Consider the following 18,619-nt stretch of genomic DNA (forward strand, 5'->3'; position numbering starts at 1 on the left):
TCGGCTCAGTGGCGCAGGGGCCAGGCCGAGGAGGCGTGGTCGGACTCCGTGCCGGCGTGCCGGGCCCCGGTGTCGGTGAGGACTTCCAGCAGGCTCAGCGGGTCGGGCAGCGGGTGCTCCGGGCCACGTACCCAGTGCACGCCCTGTCCCTCGCCGGGCAACTGCGCCGGCGGTACGAGGACGTAGGACCCGCGGCAGTGCCAGCGCAGTCCCGGATGCTCGTCCATGGTCTCCGGGTGGCAGTCCAGCTCGCAGGGCCACCACTCGTCCTCGTCCTCGGGGGTGCCGCGGGTGGTGGTGAAGAAGAGCATGCGGCCGTCGTCGCTCTCGGCGACGGGTCCTACCTCGATTCCCGCGTCGAGCAGCCGCTCCAGCGCCTCGCGCCCGGCCTCCAGCGGCACGTCCAGCACGTCGTGGACCATGCCGGTGGCGGTGATGAAGTTGGCCTGCGGCTGGTGGCGGGCCCAGCGCTCGATCTGGGCGCGGTCGGTGGTGGACTGCGTCTGCCAGGCGAAGGACACCGGGTGCCGGGCCGGAGTGGGACAGCCGACCCGGTCGCAGGAGCAGCGGTAGCCGGGGGCGGGATGCGCGGCGGGCGCGAGGGGCAGCCCGGCCTCGGCGGCGGCGAGCAGCAGGTCCTCCCGGCCGCCCTCGTCGGCGGTCTCCTTCGGGCGGCGTCCGCGCAGCCACCGGGAGAGTTTGCCCTGTCGTCCGGTCCGGCCGCCCAACTCCGCGCTCATCTATCCCCTCGCCTCGCTGTCGTGCGGAACAGCATGCCCTATGGTCCCACCATCGTGCGCCTCGGGGGGCCGTAGCGGACAACCGGGCCAGGTGGGACGAGCCGTACACAGCCGTTTGATCAGGGATTATGGGCTGCTTTGGCGGTATTTAGCCCGCCCCGCCTCCGCCCCGCCCCCTACCGCGCCCGGGGCGCCAGGCCGTACAGGGCGTAGTCGACGAGGGTGTCGGTGTAGTCGTACGAGATCGGCCCGGTGTACTGGAGCCAGCGCTGGGCGAGCGGCGAGACGAAGAGCTCCAGCGCGATACGGGGATCGAGGTCCGGGCGCATGTCCCCGGCCTCCTGGGCGGCGCGCAGCCGGTCGACGTAGAGCTGGAGCGAGGGTTCGAGGAGCTTGGCCATGAACTCCCGTCCGAGCTGCTCGTTGACCACGCCTTCGGCGGCGAGTGCGCGGGACGGGGCCTCGAAGCGGGGGTCCTTCAGCTCGTCGACGGTGGCGCGCAGTACGGCCTTCAGGTCGGCGGCGAGATCTCCGGTGTCCGGGATGGCGTACGGCTCGTGGCCCATGGCCTGGGCGGACCGCTCCCCCAGGTCGAGGAACGCCTCCATCAACACCTCGGCCTTGGACGACCACCAGCGGTAGATCGTCTGCTTGCCGACGCCGGCGCGGGCGGCGATGCCCTCGATGGTCGTCCTGCGGTAGCCGACCTCCACGACGAGGGCGAGAGCGGCGTCGTAGATGGCCCGCCGGGACTTCTCACTGCGGCGGGGGGAGCTGGGCGCGGGCGTGGCCGGATTCCGGGCTGACATGAGTCGAATTTATCAGGTTGACAAGACGGAGCGTCTCGCCGGACCCTTGAGGGACCACAAGCGAGACGATACGTCTCGTTGTAAAGTTGCGAGAGAGGAATCCACCATGACCCGAGGCGGAGCCGGAAACATGCTGGGAGTCGGCGGGACCCGACGGAACCTCGGCCGCAACGCGCTGCGCGGGGGCGGTCGGAACGGCCGGGTCGGCGGCGGGGCGGACGCGGCGGCGCAGAAACGGGAGCTGTTGCGGAAGTTCCAGGAGAGGCAGGCGGAACAGCCGATCACGGAAGGGACTGACGAGAGGGAGCACGGGGAGGAGACCCCGGCTGCCTAGTCGGCCGTCTCCGGCGGCCAGGCGTCGCCCCAGGCCGTGTCGCGGGCCGACTTGTACAGGTCGCCGTGGCGCTTGGTGACCGTGGTGCGGCGCAGGGCGGGCTCGGCCTCGCACAGGTCGAGGAGCACCTGGCCCTTGCGGATCTGGGGTTTGCGTACGACGCGGGCGGGGGCCGGGGTGGCCGGCAGCCGGGTGGCGGCGACGTACGCGAACTTCTCGTCCTCGTAGGCCAGGGAGCCGCCCTTGATCTGGCGATGCAGCGAGGAGCGGCTGACCCTCGCCGAGAAGTGGCACCAGTCCGTGCCGGGGACGATGGGGCAGGCGGCGCTGTGCGGGCAGGGGGCGGCGATGCGGAAGCCGGCGGCGATGAGCCGGTCGCGGGCCTCGATGACGCGGGTGTACCCGTCGGGGGTGCCGGGTTCCACGATCACGACCGTCCGGGCGGCTGCGGCGACGGTGTCGACGAGGGCGGTGCGGTCGGGGGCGGTGAGTTCGTTGAGGACGTAGGAGACGGTGACCAGGTCCGTGGGGTCCAGGGCGAGGGCGGAGCCGATCCGGGCGCGTTCCCAACGGGCCTTCCGCAGCGCCGGGTTGGCCTCGGCGATCTCCCTGCCGGTGGCGAGGGCGGGTTCGGCCCAGTCCAGCACGGTGACGCCGCGCTCGCCGGGCCAGGTGGCGGTGACGGCCCAGGTGGCGGCGCCGGTTCCGCCGCCCACGTCGGTGTGACTTGCGGGGTTCCAGTCCGGGACGGCCCGGGCGAGCGCCTCCAGGGCCGCGTGGGTCGCCTCGAAGGTGGCGGGCATGCGGTAGGCGGCGTAGGCGGCCACGTCGGCGCGGTCGCGGAGGATGGGGGTGTGGGTGGGGGTCGCCCCGCGGTAGTTGGCGATCAGCCGGTCGACGGCCTGGGTGGCCTGGCGGGGCGGGAGTCCGTCGAGGAGGGCGGCGAGGCTGTGGCGCAGGGTCTCGGCCGGGGGTACGGGGGCGTTCACCCGGCGATTCTATGAGGGCGGGTGGGGGCCCGGGACACGGCCTTTCTCGCCCCCGCCGCCCCTACCCAGCCCATCCTTCTGGGGCTCCGCCCCAGACCCCGCTCCTCAAACGCCGGAGGGGCTGATTTCAGCCCCTCCGGCGTTTGAGGACGAAGGAGACCCTGCGCTACCGCCCCCGTACCGCCCGAGCCACCCGCGTCCCCGCCCGCGCCCGGGGGCGGCTGTCCGGGCCGCGCCTGCGTGGGTGGACGGTGTTCGCCAGCAGCACCAGGAACGTGTCCGTCACCGGGTCCACCACCAGCGACGTCCCGGTGAACCCCGTGTGCCCGGCCGCCCCCCGCCCCGCCAGCTCCCCCATGAACCAGGGCTGGTCGATGGCGAAGCCGAGGCCGGGTGGGGTCAGCAGCAGTTCCACGAAGTCCGGGCCGAGGATGCGCGCGGGGCCGTACGCGCCGCCCGACAGCAGCGCCCGGCAGAACACCGCCAGGTCCCGCCCCGTGGAGAAGAGCCCCGCATGGCCGGCCACCCCGCCCAGCGCCCAGGCGTTCTCGTCGTGGACGACACCCCGCAGCATCCCCCGGTCCGCCTTGGCCCACGGCCGGCGCTGGTCCTCCGTGGCCGCCGCCCCGGGGCACGGGCCGAAGCCGGTCGCCGTCATGCCCAGCGGACGCGTGATGCCGTCGTGGATCAGGACGTCCAGCGTGCGGCCCGTGATGCGTTCCAGCACCTGCTGGAGCAGCAGCATGTTCACGTCCGAGTAGCAGTAGGTGCCGGGCACCCCGATCGGCGGCTCCGCGCGCAACCGCTCCAGCCGCTCCGCGTCGTCCGCGCAGTCGTACAGCGGGAGTTCCGGCCGCAGCCCGGAGGTGTGCGTCAGCAGCTGCCGTACGGTGATGTCGTGGACCACCGCCGCGCGGAAGTCCGGCAGATACGCCCCGACCCGCGCGTCGATCCCGAGCGTGCCGCGCTCGATCTGCTGCACCGCCGCGACCGAGGTGAAGAGCTTGGTGAGGGAGGCCAGATCGAAGGGGGTGTCCGTGGTCATCGGGACGCGGGAGCCGGGCGGCAGTTCCACGCCCGAGTCCTTCTCCTCGTCGTAGCAGGCGTACCGCACCGCCCACCCCGCCGCCTCCTCGACGGCGAGGTACGGCCCCCGGCCGACGGTCAGCACCACCCCGGCCGCCCAGGGACGTTCACCGGTGGTGAGGTCGTGGACCTCGCGGACAAGGTGCTGGATCTCCTCGGGGTCGAGTCCGGCCCGTTCCGGCGTGTCCCCGCGCAGTCTCGGCGCGCTCAGCTGTCCGCTCCCTCCGCGACCGCGGATCCGGCCGCCCTTCCGTCCGCGCGTCTGTTCCAAGGACGGCACATTCCCATGAAGCAGCCCAGCGCCACCAGTGCCGCGGCCAGTTGGACGACGGCCATCGGGACGGCCGTGTCCTCGCCGGCGACGCCCACGAGGGGCGAGGCGACAGCGCCGATGAGGAAGGAGGTCGTACCGAGGAGCGCGGAGGCGGACCCGGCGGCGTGCTTGGTGCGCTGGAGCGCGAGGGCCTGGGTGTTGGGGAGCGTGACGCCCATCGCGGACATCAGGACGAAGAGCGCGGCGGCCACCGGCACCAGTCCGACCTCGCCGAAGACGCCGACGGACATGAGCAGCAGCGCTGTCGCGGCCAGGATCACCACGGACAGTCCGACGGCCAGCACCCGGTCCAGGCTCACCCGCCCCACCAGCACCTTGCCGTTGATCTGGCCGACCGCCACCAGACCGACCGAGTTGAGTCCGAACAGCAAGCTGAAGGTCTGTGGCGAGGCCCCGTAGATCTCCTGGATCACGAAGGGCGACGCCGCTATGTAGGCGAAGAGCGCGGCGAAGGCGAACCCGCCGGCCAGCGTGTACCCGGCGAACCTGGAGTCGGCGAGCAGGCCGCGCATGGCGCGCAGCGCCTCGCCCACCCCGCCGGAGTGCCGGTCCTGCGGCGCGAGGGTCTCCGGGAGCCTGCGCCAGACGAGACAGGCCAGCAGCACCCCGACCACCGTCAGGACGACGAACACGCCCCGCCAGTCCGTCACCCGCAGGATCTGCCCGCCGATCAGCGGCGCCACGATCGGGGCGACGCCGGAGATCAGCATCAGGGTCGAGAAGAAGCGGGCCATGGCGACACCGTCGTAGAGGTCGCGGACGACGGCCCGCGCGATCACGATCGCCGCCGCGCCCGCGAGGCCCTGCGCCAGCCGGAAGGCGACCAGGAACTCGACCGTGGGTGCCAGTGCGCACAGCAGGGTCGCCATCACGTACAGCGCCAGGCCCGACAGCAGCGGGCGCCTGCGGCCCCAGCGGTCGCTCATCGGGCCGACGACCAGCTGCCCGAACGCCATGCCGGCCAGGCACGCGGTGAGCGTGAGCTGGACGGTGGCGGCGGGGGCGTGCAGGGAGCCGGTGACCTCGGGCAGCGCCGGGAGGTACATGTCCATCGCCAGCGGGGGTGTGGCGGTCAGACCGCCGAGGATGAAGGTGACGAGGAGGCCGGTGGCCCGGAGGGAACGGATGGGTGGTTGCTCCGCCCTCACGTTCGATATGGCCGGCTGCGACACGTCCTGTGTCGGCCCCCCGCGCTCGCCCATTCGCCCCTCCCTCTCCGAGTGATCCGGCCTCTATGCTCTCAGCTCGTACAGAGTGCCGAGGGTCACATGAGCGAGGGGCGGGGCCGCGATGGCCGAGCAGAGCGTGCGGTGGGGGATTCTGGCTACCGGGGGGATCGCCGCCGCGTTCACCGCGGATCTCGTGGACCTGCCCGACGCCGAGGTGGTGGCGGTCGCCTCGCGGCGGCAGGACTCGGCCGACGCGTTCGCCGAGCGGTTCGGGATCGAGCGGGCGTACGGCGACTGGGCGGCGCTCGCCGAGGACGGCGACATCGATGTCGTGTACGTCGCCACCCCGCACTCGGCACACCGGGAGGCGGCCGGACTGTGCCTGGAGGCCGGTCACAACGTGCTGTGCGAGAAGGCGTTCACCCTCAACGCGCGGGAGGCCGAGGAGCTCGTCGGGCTGGCGAGGGCGCACGGCAGCTTCCTGATGGAGGCCATGTGGATGTACTGCAACCCGTTGATCCGTCGGCTCAAGGCCTTGGTCGACGACGGCGCGATCGGCGAAGTACGCCATGTCCAGGCCGACTTCGGGCTGGCCGGCCCCTTCCCGCCCGCGCACCGGCTGCGCGACCCGGCACAGGGCGGCGGCGCGCTGCTGGACCTCGGCGTGTACCCGGTGTCCTTCGCCCAGTTGCTGCTCGGTGAGCCGGCCGACGTGACGGCCCGGGCGTCGCTGTCCGCGGAGGGCGTCGACCTCCAGACGGGAGCCCTGCTCACCTGGGACGGCGGCGCGCTCGCCTCGCTGCACTGTTCCATCGTCGGCGGTACGGCGACCTCGGCGTCCGTGACCGGCTCGGGCGGCCGTATCGACGTACCGAACGGCTTCTTCTTCCCGGACCGCTTCGTGCTGCACCGGGACGGCCGTGACCCCGAGGAGTTCACGGCCGACCCGGCGGACGGGCCGCGCAACAGCCTGCGGCACGAGGCCGCGGAGGTGATGCGGGCGCTGCGGGCCGGCGAGACCGAGTCGCCGCTGGTCCCGCTGGAGGGCACGCTCGCCGTGATGCGGACGCTCGACGCGATCCGGGACCGCGTCGGCGTCCGCTACCCGGGCGAGCAGACCGCGGGCGAGGCGCCGGAACTCACGCCGGCCTGAGCCCCTGGTCCCCCACCTGGGTGACGAAGGACGCGGCCGTCGTGACCGGCGCCCCGGGCGTGGTCACGTACGGCACCGTCTTGAAGTCGGCCCGCGCGAGCTGCTCTCCGAGCGCGACGGTGACGTAGCCGCGCCGCCCGTTGTAGAAGCGCATGTGCGGGTTGGCCTTCATGTAGGTGTCCCAGTTGGCGGGCTTGTCGGTGCCGTCGCGGCCACTGGTGATCGAGGTGGCGACGATCTCCGTGCCCAGGGTGGCGGAGTCGGGGTCGTCGAAGTCGTCCTTGATGTCGAAGCCGTAGCCGACGTGGACGTCACCGGTGAGCACCATCAGGTTGTCGACGCCGGCTGCCCTGGCGCCGTCCAGGACCCGGCGGCGGGAGGCGCGGTAGCCGTCCCAGGCGTCCATGGACACCCGTGACGGCTCGGTGAGGTCGAACTTGCGCTGGGAGAACGTGACCTGCTGCGGTACGACGTTCCACAGCGCCGTCGAGTCGCGCCAGCCGTCGAGCAGCCAGCGCTCCTGCGTGGCGCCGGTCATGGTGCGCGCCGGGTCGTCGACGTCCGGGCCGGGGATCTGGGAGCCGTCGCCGTAGGCCTGGTTGGAGCGGTACTGCCGGGTGTCGAGCACGTCGAACTGGGCGAGCCGGCCCCAGCGCAGGCGCCGGTAGAGCTGCATGTCGGGGCCGACCGGGCGCTGCGGGAGGCGCAGCGGCTGGTTCTCCCAGTAGGCGCGGTAGGCGGAGGCCCGGCGCAGCAGGAACTCCTCCGGCGGGACGCTGTTCTCCGGGATGTCGTCGGCGTAGTTGTTCTCGGTCTCGTGGTCGTCCCAGGTGACCACGAACGGGTGCGCAGCGTGCGCGGCCATGAGGTCGGGGTCGGACTTGAACAGGGCGTAGCGCAGCCGGTAGTCCTCCAGGGTCGTCGTCTCGCGGTTGAAGACCGCGGGCAGGGTGCGGTCGGTGTAGTTGCGGTAGCCGCCGACGGAGTTGACCGCGTACTCGTACAGGTAGTCGCCGAGGTGGAAGACGACGTCCACGTCGTCCTGCGCGAGATGGCGGTACGGCGTGTAGTAGCCGTCGGTGTAGGCCTGGCAGGAGACCGCGGCGAGGGTCAGTGAGCTCGCGGCGGCGTTCGTCGCGGGGGCGGTGCGGGTGCGGCCCGTGCCGCTGATCCAGGTGCCGGCGCGGAAGCGGTAGTAGTAGACGCGGTCCGCCGCGAGGTTGGCGACCTCGACGTGGACCGTGTGGTGGAACTCGGGGTACGCGATGGCCGCGCCGCGTCTGGCGATCCGGGTGAACCCCTCGTCGTGCGCCAGCTCCCAGTGCGCGGTGATCCGCTGGGCGGGCAGTCCGCTGTCGGGCTGGTACGGGGCGGGGGCGAGGCGCGTCCACAGGAGCACGGAGTCGGGCCGCGGGTCGCCCGACGCGACGCCGAGGGTGAAGGGGTTGTCGGTGATCTTGCGGGCGTCCAGCTCGGCGGCGCTCGCGGTGCCCGCGGCCGGCAGGTTCACGGAGAAGGCGAGCGCGGCGGCGGCGCCGGTCACGGTCAGGAAGCGGCGGCGGCCGATGTGGCGGGCTGCCGCGCGCAGTTCGGCGCTGTGCTGGGGCGGTGCTGTCGTGGTGGTCATCCGGTCCTCCCCTGACTGATGGATGCATGACGCATTGGAGTGGCCGGGGACGACACTCGCTTGGCGCGTACACAACACCCGGATGGCAGACAGATGAGTTCCGAATGGCGGACCGTCCCGTACGCTGCGGGCCCATGAATGACAGGCAAACGGACACGAGGATCGCCGTGGTGACGGGCGCCGGCTCCGGCATCGGGCGGGCGGTGGCGGTCGAACTGCTGCGCGCGGGCTGGTCGGTGGCGCTCGCCGGGCGGCGCGTCGGGACGCTGGAGGAGACGGCGGGGCTGGTGCCCGGGGGCGCCGCACTGGCCGTACGGACGGACGTCTCACGGCAGGAGGACGTGACCGCGCTGTTCGCCACCACCGTGGAGCGGTTCGGGCGGGTGGACCTGCTGTTCAACAACGCGGGGACGTTCGGTCCCGGCGGGGTACCGGTGGAGGAACTGCCGTACGACGCCTGGCGGCACGTGGTGGACACCAACCTCAACGGGGCGTTCCTGTGCGCGCAGGCGGCGTACCGGCAGATGAAGGAGCAGGACCCGAGGGGCGGCCGGATCATCAACAACGGGTCGATCTCGGCGCACACGCCCCGCCCGTTGTCGGTGGCCTACACGGCGACCAAGCACGCGCTGACCGGCCTGACCAAGGCGCTGTCGCTGGACGGGCGGCCGTACGACATCGCCGTGAGCCAGATCGACATCGGCAACGCGGCGACCGACATGACCGAGCGGATGCAGACGGGCGCGCTTCAGGCCGACGGGTCGGTGCGGCCCGAGCCCGTGATGGACGTGGCCGACGTGGCGCGGACGGTGCGGCACATGGCGGAGCTGCCGCTGGCGGCGAATGTGCAGTTCGCGACCGTACTGGCGACCGCGATGCCGTACGTGGGGCGCGGCTGACGGCTCGCCGGCATCCTCACGGTCTCCACAACTTGCACAACTGGAATGTTGAATTCCGCTGCATCGGCGCCGGTCGTCGACTTATGCTCAAAATCTCTTACACCGGAGCTTCACATTCGGAGTGAGAGGCTTCCGCAGGCCACACCGAGGGGGGAACGGCAGCCGTTCCACGACACCGGGTGGGGGTGGATCTCGCGTGGGACCGCGAGGTGCGCACCGGTGCGTGGAACGGCTGCCGTGCAGTCGGCCGCGGCTGAGGTCAGCGACCGAGGATCCGGTCGACCTCGCTCAACTGCCCGCTGCTGAGCGGGCCCTTCTCCAGCGCGCCGGCGTTCTGCTCGGCCTGGGCGACGGAACGGAAGCCCGGGATCGGCACGGCGAGCGGGCTGCGCGCCCACAGCCAGGCGAGGGCGCCCTGGCCGGGCGTACGGCCGTCGCTGGTGAGGACGTCCCGGAGCGCGTCGACACGGGCGAGCCACCCCGGGTCGGCGCCTGATCCGTCCTCGAAGCCCTTCAGCCACTGCGGCGGCCTGCTGCGGATGTCCCCCGCCTCCAGCGCCTGTCCGGACCTGCGCCTGCCGGTCAGCAGGCCCATCGCCAGCGGGCTGCGGTTGATGCTCGCCAGCCCGAGCTGCTCGCACAGGGCGAACATCTCCGGCGCGTCCTGGAGCACGTTGGCCATGTGCTGGACGGCCGCGCAGTGCTCGCCGCGCGCGAAGACGGCGGCACGGGTCGGGTCGTCGGTGCTCCAGGCGTAAGCGCGGATGAGCCCCTCGCGCACGAACTCCTCGCAGAGATCGCGCAGTTCGGCGGCGCGCTCGGGGTCGGCGTCGGACAGGTGCAGCTGGTAGAGGTCGATGTGGTCGGTGTCCAGGCGCTTCAGCGAGGCGGTCAGCGCACGGCGGGCGTACTCCGGCGAGTCGTCCGCGCCGGTGAGGGTGCGGGTCTCCTCGTCGAAGACGTTGCCCCACTTGGTGGCGACGACGACGTCGGCGCGGCGCTTGCCGAGGGCGCGGCCCAGGACGCGTTCACTGTGGCCGGCCCCGTAGGTGTCGGCGGTGTCGAAGAAGGTGACGCCCAGGTCGAGGGCGCGGCGGACCGCCCGTACCGACTCCTCGTCGTCGACCTTGCCCCAGCCCAGGGGCTGCCCGTCGGCGGACTGCCACTCACCGCCGATGGCCCAGCAGCCGAAGCCGAGCGCGCTGACCTCGATGCCGGTCCGTCCCAAAGTCCTCGTGGTCTCCATGAAGGAGGACGTTAGAAGTTGGAGCGCACACGAGGGCAAGCGCTTGTGCCAACGATTTTCCCGGAACCCGCTACGCCTGCCCGGTCTCGAAGCGGGAGATCCGCCCGTCGTCCTCGACCACGAAGTGCCAGCGGGTGCGCATCTCGCCCCAGGTGTCGTTGCGGTACCCGGCGATGAGGTCGCGGCCGTTGTTCGACTCGTTGTCGACCTCGATATGACCGTTGGAGGAGAAGATCTCCCGGTCGATCCAGTCGGCGAGGTCACGGTCGGTACCGTCGTCCGCCATGGTCGCCCCGGGCGCGAGGATGCTCAGGAAGCCGTCGCGGTCGTGGGCGTTGACGGCGGCGACGAAGGCCCGGACAGCGGGGTCGCTCAGCTTGGACGTCTGAATCGTCATGCCAGCCAGCCTCACACCGGCCCCTTCACACCGCCACCCGAACGGCGGTGGGTGGGGCTGGGTGGGTGGCGTGGGGCGGGGGGAGGGTGGCGGCACGTGGGTGGCGTACGGATGCGAGTCGGCCGGGGTCTGCGAGAGGCTCCCGCGCGCTCGGGGGGCGGGTCAAGTCGCGTGTGGTCCGGGGTGTGGAGGGCGGGGGACGGCCGTCGGCGGGTGCGGCCGTGGGTGACCGGAATGGTGAGGAGCGGCCGGGGCGCGGCCCGCGGCGACGAGTCGGCGGGGGTCTGTCGGAGAAGCCCCGAGTACCGGCCGGGAGGCCTGTCGAGGCGGAGTGGGTCTGCGTGGAGGCTCGGACGGTGCGGCGGGCGGGCGGGGCGGGAGCCTCAGCGCCGGAAGGGCGTCGAGCCGCGGTCCGCGAACGGGCGACTTGGCTCCTCGGCCGGCGGCCGTGCTGCTCGGGGTGATGGGCGTGGCGTGTGGGCGGGTGCCGGCCCTGACCGTTCGGCTGGCGGCCGTCACATCCGCCGTACGGCTCCTGCCGCTCGCGCCGACGGTCGGCCGTCCCGTCCACGCTGGTGGGCGGCGTGGAGGTGCCGAGCAGGCGTCGGCAGCGTGCGGGCGCCACCCGAACGGCGCTGTGTAGGGGTCGGGGTGGTGGTGGGGGTGGGACGGTGGACGGGTGGGTGGGGGTTCTGTTCCTGCTGACGTTTCGGGAGTCGCCGTGAGTGTTTACGACCGACGGGATCTGGGTCTGCTGTTGCTCCGGCTGGGTGCCGGCGGGGTGCTGGTGGCGCATGGTACGCAGAAGCTGTTCGGCTGGTTCGGGGGGCACGGGGTCGAGGGGACCGGCCAGTTCATGGAGTCGATCGGCTATGTGCCGGGCAAGGCCAGCGCGATGGCGTCCGGGCTCGCGGAGGCCGGCGGCGGGACGCTGCTGGCGCTGGGGCTGGCGACGCCCGCGGCGGGCGCCGCGGCGGCCGGCGGGATGGCGGGGGCGGCCGCTGTGCACGCCCCCAACGGCTTCTTCAACCAGGAGGGCGGCTACGAGCACGCGGCGATCCTCGGCCTCGCCGCGACCGCCCTCGCCGTCGCGGGCCCCGGCCGGCTCTCCCTCGACCACGCGCTCGGCCATGTCGTCGACCGGGGCTGGATGGTCCCGGCGGCGCTGGCGGGGGCGGCCGCGGCGACGGCGCTGGTGGTGGGGGCGCGGAACAGGCGGCTGGACCGGCCGGAGAAGGGTGGCGGGGAGCAGTTGGAGGGGCAGGAGGCCCTGTTCGAGGAGTAGGGCCGGCCCTTTCCCGGAGCGGACGGCCCTGTGCCAAGCTGCCCGCATGACTGATCAGGCCACACCTCCCGAGACCTCAGCAGACCTGTGGGCGGCCATCGACGACCTGTGGACCTGGCTCGACACCGACCAGCCGGTCGGCGGCAAGGAGGGCATGCTGCTGCGCATGCTCAAGCTGTCGGAGGAGGTCGGCGAGGTCGCCGAGGCGGTGATCGGGGCGACCGGTCAGAACCCGCGCAAGGGCGTCACCCACAGCTGGGAGGACGTGCAGGGCGAACTGTGCGACGTGGTGATCACGGCACTGGTCGCCCTGCGGACGCTGACTCCGGACGCGCGTGCGGTGTTCACCCGGCATCTGACCCGGGTGACGGAGCGGTCGCTGGGCCCGGCGTCCTGACGGGCGTCAGCCGCAGCACCGTCCCCTCCCCGTTCGCCGACAGCAGCAGATCCCCGTCCGGCGTGACCGCGAGCCCCGCGAACCGCCGCGCCATCCCCGGCATCCCGTGGGCGAAGAGGGCGGGCTCGGCACGCGGTACGACTCCCGGCGGCGGCCCGACCGGCAGGTCCTCGGCATCGACGCGGGACTCCCCCGTGGCCAGGGACACCGCGCGCAGCCTGCGCCGCCCCGTCTCCACCGTGAACAGCTCCGCACCCAGGACCGCGAGGCCCTGCGGCGCGTCGAGCCCGTCCACGACGACCGTCGGCGGCCCGTCCGCCTCGATCCGCAGCACCGCGCCGAGCCGCTCGTCGCTGACGTAACAGCGCCCCTCGGCGTCGTACGCCACGTCCGTGGGCCGTTCGAGTCCGTCGGCGAGCACCACGACGGCGTCGTCCTCGCCGACGGCCACCACCCGCCCCGCGCCCGACTCGGCGACGACCAGCGACCCGTCGGGCGCGAGAGCGATGCCGAGCGGGCAGCGCAGTCCCGTTGCCCGCTCCCGCGTGGTCCCGCTCCCGGGGTCGTACGTCTGGACCACCCCGAACTGCGAGGTGAGGTGGAGGAGTTCGCCGTCGGCGGCGACGCCGTGCGCGAAGTGCAGCAGGGGCGGCGGCGTCGCATCCTCACCCGGCGTGGGGCGCACGACCCGGTAGTGGTCGGCGGCGTACACCGTGCCACCGAGGTCGATGGTCACGCCGTACGGTCCGTCCAGACCGCGCGGCACGATCTCGCGCGTCCGCCCGTCCGGACGCATCTCGGTGACGCCGCCGCTGGCGTAGCTGGAGACGAACATGCGGTTCTCGGCGTCGAAGGCGGCGTTGTCCAGCCCGGCGACACCGCTGGTGACCAGGGTCCGCGAGCCGCTGCCGTGCAGGTCGATCCGGGTGACGATGCCCTCGGGGCCCCGGGAGAGCACATGCAGCACCCCGCCCCGGTCGAACCGCACGGCCACCGGCTGGTGGACGTCGTCCGCGACCACCTCGGGCGTGCCCCCGTCCGGCGGGATCCGCCAGACCTGGCCGGTGAGCAGGGGGTTGGGGCCGCTCATCATGTGCGGGTAGTAGAGGTGGCCGTCCGGCCCGAGCTGCATCGCGTTGCCGAGGGCGAGCCCCCGGGTGAGGACCACCGGGTCCCGACCGTCGGGGAACAGCTCCAAGAGCCGGCCGTCGGGCTTCATCTCGTTCACGAAGAGCCGGTCGCCGACGCAGGTGATCCCGTTGGGGTTGGTGACGTCCCCGGGGACCGGCGTGTACTCGCCTGCCGGACTCCGGCGCCACACCCGCCCCGGCACCAGGTCGGCGATGTACATCGAGCCGTCCGCGCCGAAGGCGAGATCGTCCGGCGACTGCACCGGACCGTCCATCGGAACGACCACCTCGACGTCCCCCGTGGCCGGTTCCACGGCGCTGATCTGACCGGCGAGGAACTGGGCGACGTACAGCCGCCCGTCCGGCCCGAACGCGACGCCGTTGGACCCCCACAGCCGACTGGGCGGGTTGAGCCGCTCGGCGGCCCAGCGGGGGCTGGTGGTGAGGTGCCGGCTGCCGGCGGGGTCGTACCGGCTGGGCTCCCTCGCGCCCGCGTCCACGCTCACGCCTCGCCCTCGACCAGCACCTCGCGCATACCGCCCTCCGAACGCCAGCGCCGCAGCAGTGCGTGGAAGGCGACCGGCCCGTCGCCGTACGACTCGCTGCGCTCCCTCGGCCGGCCCTCGTTGTTGTAGTAGCCGGGGGTGCACTCGGCGTGGAAGCGGTACAGGTCGGCGGCCTTCTGCCGGATCGTCGCCACCCAGGCGTCCTGCGCCTCGGCGGTCGGCTCGATCCACCGGGCCTGCCGCGCGCGGGCCTCGCCGACGATCTCGGCAACATGTGTGGCCTGTTCGTCGAGGATGTGGACGTAGTTCACGGCGGAGGCGTTCTGCAACGGGCCGAGATGGAACAGGTTCGGAAAGCCCCGGCTGTAGAACCCGTGCAGCGTCCTCGGCCCCGTGCTCCTCCACGTCTGAAGCAGGTCCACGCCGTCCCGGCCGTGCACGGCGAGCCGGCCGGACAGCACCCCGGAGACGCCGACCTGGAAGCCGGTCGCGAAGATGACGCAGTCCACCTCGTACTCCACCCCGCCGACCACGACGGCGTTCTGCGTGATCCGCTCCACGCCGTGGGTGTCGGCGGTGTCGACGAGGGTGACGTCGGGCCGGTTGAACGTCTGGAGATAGCTGTCGCTGAAGGTGGGCCGCTTGCACATGTAGCGGTACCAGGGCTTGAGCTTCTCGGCGGTCTCAGGGTCCTCGACCATGGCCTCGACCCGGTCCCGCAGCTCGTTCATCTTCTGGAAGTCGGCGATCTCGTAGGAGAGTTCGCGTTCCTCGGCCGGTACGTCGGCGTAGGCGTCGGTCGGGATGAGCTTCTCCTGGAGCCGGGCGGTGGACGTCCAGGCGTCGTCGACCAGGTCCTCGTCCGCCCGGACGCCGGTGACGATCTTCAGGAAGTTCTCCATCCGGCGCCGCTGCCAGCCGGGTTCCAGGGACTTCCGCCACTCCGGATCGGTGGGCCGGTTGCCGCGTACGTCGACGGAGGACGGGGTGCGCTGGAACACGTACAGGTGCTGTGCGTCCCGTCCCAGGTGCGGCACGACCTGGATGGCGGTGGCGCCGGTGCCGATGAGGGCGACGCGCTTGTCGGCGAGGCCGGTGAGGCCGCCGTTCGCGTCGCCGCCGGTGTAGGCGTAGTCCCAGCGGCTGGTGTGGAAGGCGTGGCCGCGGAAGGTCTCGATGCCGGGGATGCCGGGGAGCTTGGCCTCGCTGAGAGTCCCGCTGGAGACGACGACGTACCGCGCCCGCATCCGGTCACCGCGGTCGGTGCCGACGACCCACTCGGACTCCTCGTCGTCCCAGCGCAGTTCGGTGACCTGGGTCTGGAAACAGGCGTGGTCGTACAGGCCGAAGTGCCGGGCGACGGCCACGGCGTGCTCGCGGATCTCCTCGCCGGGCGCGTACTTCCACCGGGGGACGTGACCGAGCTCTTCGAGCAGCGGCAGGTAGATGTACGACTCGATGTCGCAGTGGATGCCGGGGTACCGGTTCCAGTACCAGGTCCCGCCGAAGTCCCCGCCCTTCTCGACGACCCGGATCTCCCGCACCCCCGCCTGCCGCAGCCGCGCCCCGGCGATCAGCCCACCGAACCCACCTCCGACGATCAGCACCTCGACCCGGTCGTGCAGCGGCTCGCGGGTGAACTCCGGGTCGGCGTGGGGGTCTTCGTCGTAGGCGTCGAACTCCCCGTTGAGCTGCCGGTACTGCCTGCTGCCGTCGGGCCGGATCCGGCGCTCACGCTCGGCGCGGTACTTGGCGCGCAGGGCCTCGGGGTCGAAGTCCAGCTCCATGGATGCGCTCTCCTCGGTCGTGGGGGGGCCGGCCTCGGGAGCAGGCCGGGAGAGGGGAAGTCGGGGTCAGTGAAACGGACTGGGCTGACAGGTCCCAGACAGATCCCGGACACTTGATCAATGTGACCCAGGGCACAGGGCGTAACCCGCCGGACGAGGCCTACGGCTGTACGAGGCCCACGGCTGTACGGGTCCTACGGCTGTACGGGCCTACGGCTGTACGGCCCGGCCCAACCAGTACCCGAAGCCCCGGCGGGTGTGGATGAGGGCGGCCTGGTCCCCGTTCACCTTGCGGCGCAGGCGTGAGACGAGCCGTTCGATCGCGCTGTCGGTCGGGGGGTCGGCCCAGACGTGGCGGCCGATCTGCTCCTTGGACAGCACGCGTTCGGAGTTGACCAGCAGACAGCGCAGCAGACGGTACTCGGCGGGCGTGAGCTCGATCGCGCGCTCGCCGCGCCGGGCCCGGCGGGTGGCGTCGTCGAGTACGAGGTCGCCGTAGCGCAGCGCGCCGTCCCAGCCGGCGGGTTCCTCGCCGCGCACCAACTGCCGTACCCGCGCGAGGACTTCGGCGACCCGGCCCGACGCACCCCCGGCCTGCCCGTCCGCCGTCGCGGGACCACCCCCGGGAAGACTGCCCAGGAACTCCCCGCTCCCGGTGAGCAGCAGGACGGCCGGGCGGTCGGGGGCGAGGAGCCGGCGGCTGTGCCGGAGGGCCTCGGTGTCCGGCAGGGTCACGTCGAGGATGACCAGGTCGAACCGGCGCTCGGTGAGCAGGACATGAGCCTCGGTGGCGCGGTCCACGGCGACGGTCCGATAGCCGGCCAGCTCCAGCAGCGCGGCGAGCGGCTCGGACGTACGGGGCTCACCGACGACCAGCAGCACATCCGGAGTCGCCGGTACGGCCGGTGTCGCCGACACCGCGTCGGTCGACGGCGGCTTCGGCATACGGCCACTCTACCTGCGGGTTGCCTCAGGCAAGTAAGTGCCGATCAGGCCGCGTCGGCGCCTCACGTCCAGGGCGTGGCGACGAGCCGGATCCTCGCGTCGGGGCCGAGGAGGCGGGCGGCGGTGGCGGGCAGCGGGATGTGGGCGGCCCAGCGGTCGGGGGTGGGGTCCTCGTCGGCGCGGGGGGCGCCGGCGACGCTGTGGTCCCGGATGGCGCCTTCGATCTCCGAGTTCCAGGTGGCCCAGATGCCGGGCCCCGCCTGCGGTGTGCCGATGTCGATGACGAGGGTGTCGGCGAGGTCGGCGGTCTGCTCCAGGTGGTCGAAGAGGTCGAAGATGCCGCCCTTCTCACGCAGGGAGATGATCCGCAGATCGAGGATGAACCGCATGGGCTCGTCCGTGACGGCCCGCAGTCCGCTGTTGAGGAAGGTGGTGGCCAGCGACACCGACGCCTCCTGTCCGTCCGGGGGCGTGTCGAGCTGGATGGGGCACCAGTGCCCGGCGAGCCGCTCGTGCATCACCACGGGCAGCCCGCGCACCGACAGCGAGGCCTCGGCCTGCCACACGAGGTCGTCGTCACCGCTCAGCCGGAAGCCGACCAGCGACGCCTCGACCCGGGTGTCCCCGAAGAGGAACCGCCGCAGATTCTGGTAGCCCTCCTCGGAGTTGACCATCCCGTAGCGTCCGCTGTGACTGCGGTGCACGAAGGCCCGCTGGGCCCCTGGCACATACGCCCGCTCGATCTGCACCAGCCCGTCGCTGTGCGGGCCGACGGCGGCGGACGACAGCCCGAGGGCGACGTCGTAGTCGGTCGGGTTGGTGCCCACCAGGCAGAAGACCCGCTCCAGCGGCAGCGTCCCCGGCCCCTCGGGCATCCGGCGGGCATCCCACCCTTCGGGCGGGCCGTCGGGGTCCCGCCGGGCCTGCGGGGTGAGGTACTCGTACATCCGCCGGGGCCCGAAGATGTCCCCGCCCTGGACACCGGTCAGGTCCCGCATCCGCTCCAGCAGCCCGCCGCCCAGCTCGAAGGTGATGCCGCCGTGCGGGGTGCCGTAGGTGAAGAGCTTCGCGACGCATTCGGCGGCGTCACGCCCCCGGTCGGGCAGCACCTTCTGGAGCAGGCACCGGCAGATGAGCCCGCCCATGGAGTGGGCGACGAGATGGACGGCGGGGGCGCCGGTCCGGTCCCGCACCCGGTCGATCAGGTCGAGCAGGTCGGCGGCGGCGTTCTCCAGCCGGTACTCCTGAGGGCTGCCGCCCCAGGTGGTGGCCGAGCCGTCGTAGAAGCGGTGGATCCAGATCGTGCCGGCGGGGATCTCCGCGTGGCGGGCGAGGTAGGCCGCCTGGTCCCCCTTCACCAGCAGCTCGTACCCCTCGTCCCGCAGCAGGCGCAGCAACGGGCTCTCGAACTGGTGGAACAGCGGCTGGTTGTGCGCGCCGACGCGGACGTGGGTGGAACCCTCGTTGAAGCCGTAGAAGGGGTCGTCGACAGCCTTGTCGATCCCACCGGTTCCGCCGGCGAAGCCTCGGACGTAGATGATGGGGAGTCTGCGGGGGTCGTCCACGGCTTGCCTCCGTCGGCCGGGGTTCTCTTCCCCTCCTGACTAGAGGAAGGCCGGGGTTCTGGCCTCTGGGGATGGGCCGGAACGGTGACGCACCGGCTCCGCCGCCGACCCGTTCGGCCGGCCTGGAGGAGCCCTGGGCCGTGATTCTTACCGAAGGCTGACTCCACCTGTTCGTCCGCGTGCATGACAGCCATCGCGCGTTAGCGTCGCCTCCGAGGGGC

Annotated in this window: 17 protein-coding genes; 5 read left to right on the plus strand and 12 right to left on the minus strand. The window is 72.4% G+C overall.

Annotation, left to right across the window (positions count from 1 at the left end):
- Nucleotides 1-5: 5 nt before the first annotated feature.
- Both ACIQWG_RS08915 and ACIQWG_RS08920 read right to left on the minus strand, forming a co-directional pair.
- Nucleotides 6-740, minus strand: coding sequence for a bifunctional DNA primase/polymerase (locus ACIQWG_RS08915; RefSeq protein WP_404092228.1), 735 nt, complete (start codon nucleotides 738-740; stop codon nucleotides 6-8).
- Nucleotides 741-916: 176 nt separating this feature from the next.
- Nucleotides 917-1,549 carry a TetR/AcrR family transcriptional regulator gene (locus tag ACIQWG_RS08920; RefSeq protein ID WP_404092231.1) on the minus strand — a complete coding sequence of 211 codons (633 nt, stop codon included), beginning with the start codon at nucleotides 1,547-1,549 and terminating at the stop codon, nucleotides 917-919.
- Between the two features lie 106 nt (nucleotides 1,550-1,655).
- Between ACIQWG_RS08920 and ACIQWG_RS08925 the strand changes: the two genes are divergently transcribed.
- Nucleotides 1,656-1,883, plus strand: coding sequence for a DUF6243 family protein (locus ACIQWG_RS08925; RefSeq protein WP_404092234.1), 228 nt, complete (start codon nucleotides 1,656-1,658; stop codon nucleotides 1,881-1,883).
- Here the strand turns inward: ACIQWG_RS08925 and ACIQWG_RS08930 are convergent.
- The 3 genes from ACIQWG_RS08930 to ACIQWG_RS08940 all read right to left on the minus strand — a co-directional run bounded on the left by ACIQWG_RS08930 (nucleotide 1,880) and on the right by ACIQWG_RS08940 (nucleotide 5,494).
- Nucleotides 1,880-2,872: a small ribosomal subunit Rsm22 family protein gene (locus ACIQWG_RS08930; protein ID WP_404092237.1), complete on the minus strand. Its 993-nt coding sequence runs from the start codon at nucleotides 2,870-2,872 to the stop codon at nucleotides 1,880-1,882. The genes ACIQWG_RS08925 and ACIQWG_RS08930 overlap by 4 nt on opposite strands.
- 166 nt (nucleotides 2,873-3,038) lie before the next feature.
- Nucleotides 3,039-4,238 (minus strand): serine hydrolase domain-containing protein, encoded by a 1,200-nt coding sequence (locus ACIQWG_RS08935; protein ID WP_404092240.1) that lies wholly within the window; start codon nucleotides 4,236-4,238, stop codon nucleotides 3,039-3,041.
- Complete coding sequence (locus ACIQWG_RS08940; protein ID WP_404092243.1) at nucleotides 4,166-5,494, minus strand: multidrug effflux MFS transporter; 1,329 nt, start codon at nucleotides 5,492-5,494, stop codon at nucleotides 4,166-4,168. Before ACIQWG_RS08940 ends, ACIQWG_RS08935 begins: the two co-directional genes overlap by 73 nt.
- An 88-nt stretch (nucleotides 5,495-5,582) precedes the next feature.
- Here ACIQWG_RS08940 and ACIQWG_RS08945 point away from each other — a divergent pair, with 88 nt between their 5' ends.
- The gene (locus ACIQWG_RS08945) at nucleotides 5,583-6,614 is read left to right on the plus strand and encodes a Gfo/Idh/MocA family protein (RefSeq protein WP_404092246.1); all 1,032 of its coding nucleotides are present in this window, start codon (nucleotides 5,583-5,585) and stop codon (nucleotides 6,612-6,614) included.
- Here the strand turns inward: ACIQWG_RS08945 and ACIQWG_RS08950 are convergent.
- Nucleotides 6,601-8,241: an alkaline phosphatase D family protein gene (locus ACIQWG_RS08950; RefSeq protein ID WP_404092249.1), complete on the minus strand. Its 1,641-nt coding sequence runs from the start codon at nucleotides 8,239-8,241 to the stop codon at nucleotides 6,601-6,603. The genes ACIQWG_RS08945 and ACIQWG_RS08950 overlap by 14 nt on opposite strands.
- 134 nt (nucleotides 8,242-8,375) lie before the next feature.
- Between ACIQWG_RS08950 and ACIQWG_RS08955 the strand changes: the two genes are divergently transcribed.
- On the plus strand, nucleotides 8,376-9,140 hold the full coding sequence (locus ACIQWG_RS08955) for an SDR family oxidoreductase (protein WP_404092252.1): 765 nt from the start codon (nucleotides 8,376-8,378) through the stop codon (nucleotides 9,138-9,140).
- Nucleotides 9,141-9,399: 259 nt separating this feature from the next.
- Here the strand turns inward: ACIQWG_RS08955 and ACIQWG_RS08960 are convergent, their stop codons facing one another.
- On the minus strand, nucleotides 9,400-10,386 hold the full coding sequence (locus ACIQWG_RS08960) for an aldo/keto reductase (RefSeq protein ID WP_404092255.1): 987 nt from the start codon (nucleotides 10,384-10,386) through the stop codon (nucleotides 9,400-9,402).
- Nucleotides 10,387-10,456: 70 nt separating this feature from the next.
- On the minus strand, nucleotides 10,457-10,783 hold the full coding sequence (locus ACIQWG_RS08965; RefSeq protein WP_404092258.1) for a nuclear transport factor 2 family protein: 327 nt from the start codon (nucleotides 10,781-10,783) through the stop codon (nucleotides 10,457-10,459).
- 721 nt (nucleotides 10,784-11,504) lie between these two features.
- Between ACIQWG_RS08965 and ACIQWG_RS08970 the strand changes: the two genes are divergently transcribed.
- Nucleotides 11,505-12,068, plus strand: a complete 564-nt coding sequence (locus tag ACIQWG_RS08970) for a DoxX family protein (protein ID WP_404092261.1) — start codon at nucleotides 11,505-11,507, stop codon at nucleotides 12,066-12,068.
- A 46-nt stretch (nucleotides 12,069-12,114) separates the two neighbouring features.
- On the plus strand, nucleotides 12,115-12,465 hold the full coding sequence (locus ACIQWG_RS08975; RefSeq protein ID WP_404092264.1) for a MazG-like family protein: 351 nt from the start codon (nucleotides 12,115-12,117) through the stop codon (nucleotides 12,463-12,465).
- Here ACIQWG_RS08975 and ACIQWG_RS08980 read toward each other — a convergent pair.
- The 4 genes from ACIQWG_RS08980 to ACIQWG_RS08995 form a co-directional block, all read right to left on the minus strand.
- Complete coding sequence (locus tag ACIQWG_RS08980) at nucleotides 12,413-14,101, minus strand: hypothetical protein (protein ID WP_404092267.1); 1,689 nt, start codon at nucleotides 14,099-14,101, stop codon at nucleotides 12,413-12,415. The genes ACIQWG_RS08975 and ACIQWG_RS08980 overlap by 53 nt on opposite strands.
- Nucleotides 14,098-15,888, minus strand: a complete 1,791-nt coding sequence (locus tag ACIQWG_RS08985; protein ID WP_404092270.1) for a flavin-containing monooxygenase — start codon at nucleotides 15,886-15,888, stop codon at nucleotides 14,098-14,100. Before ACIQWG_RS08985 ends, ACIQWG_RS08980 begins: the two co-directional genes overlap by 4 nt.
- 210 nt (nucleotides 15,889-16,098) lie before the next feature.
- Nucleotides 16,099-16,833 (minus strand): response regulator transcription factor, encoded by a 735-nt coding sequence (locus tag ACIQWG_RS08990; RefSeq protein ID WP_404092272.1) that lies wholly within the window; start codon nucleotides 16,831-16,833, stop codon nucleotides 16,099-16,101.
- A 62-nt stretch (nucleotides 16,834-16,895) separates the two neighbouring features.
- A complete protein-coding gene (locus tag ACIQWG_RS08995) occupies nucleotides 16,896-18,398 on the minus strand; it encodes an esterase/lipase family protein (RefSeq protein WP_404092275.1) in 1,503 nt (500 codons plus the stop codon).
- Between the last annotated feature and the right edge of the window lie 221 nt (nucleotides 18,399-18,619).

Source organism: Streptomyces sp. NPDC098781 (genome assembly GCF_044759995.1).
GTDB lineage: Bacteria > Actinomycetota > Actinomycetes > Streptomycetales > Streptomycetaceae > Streptomyces.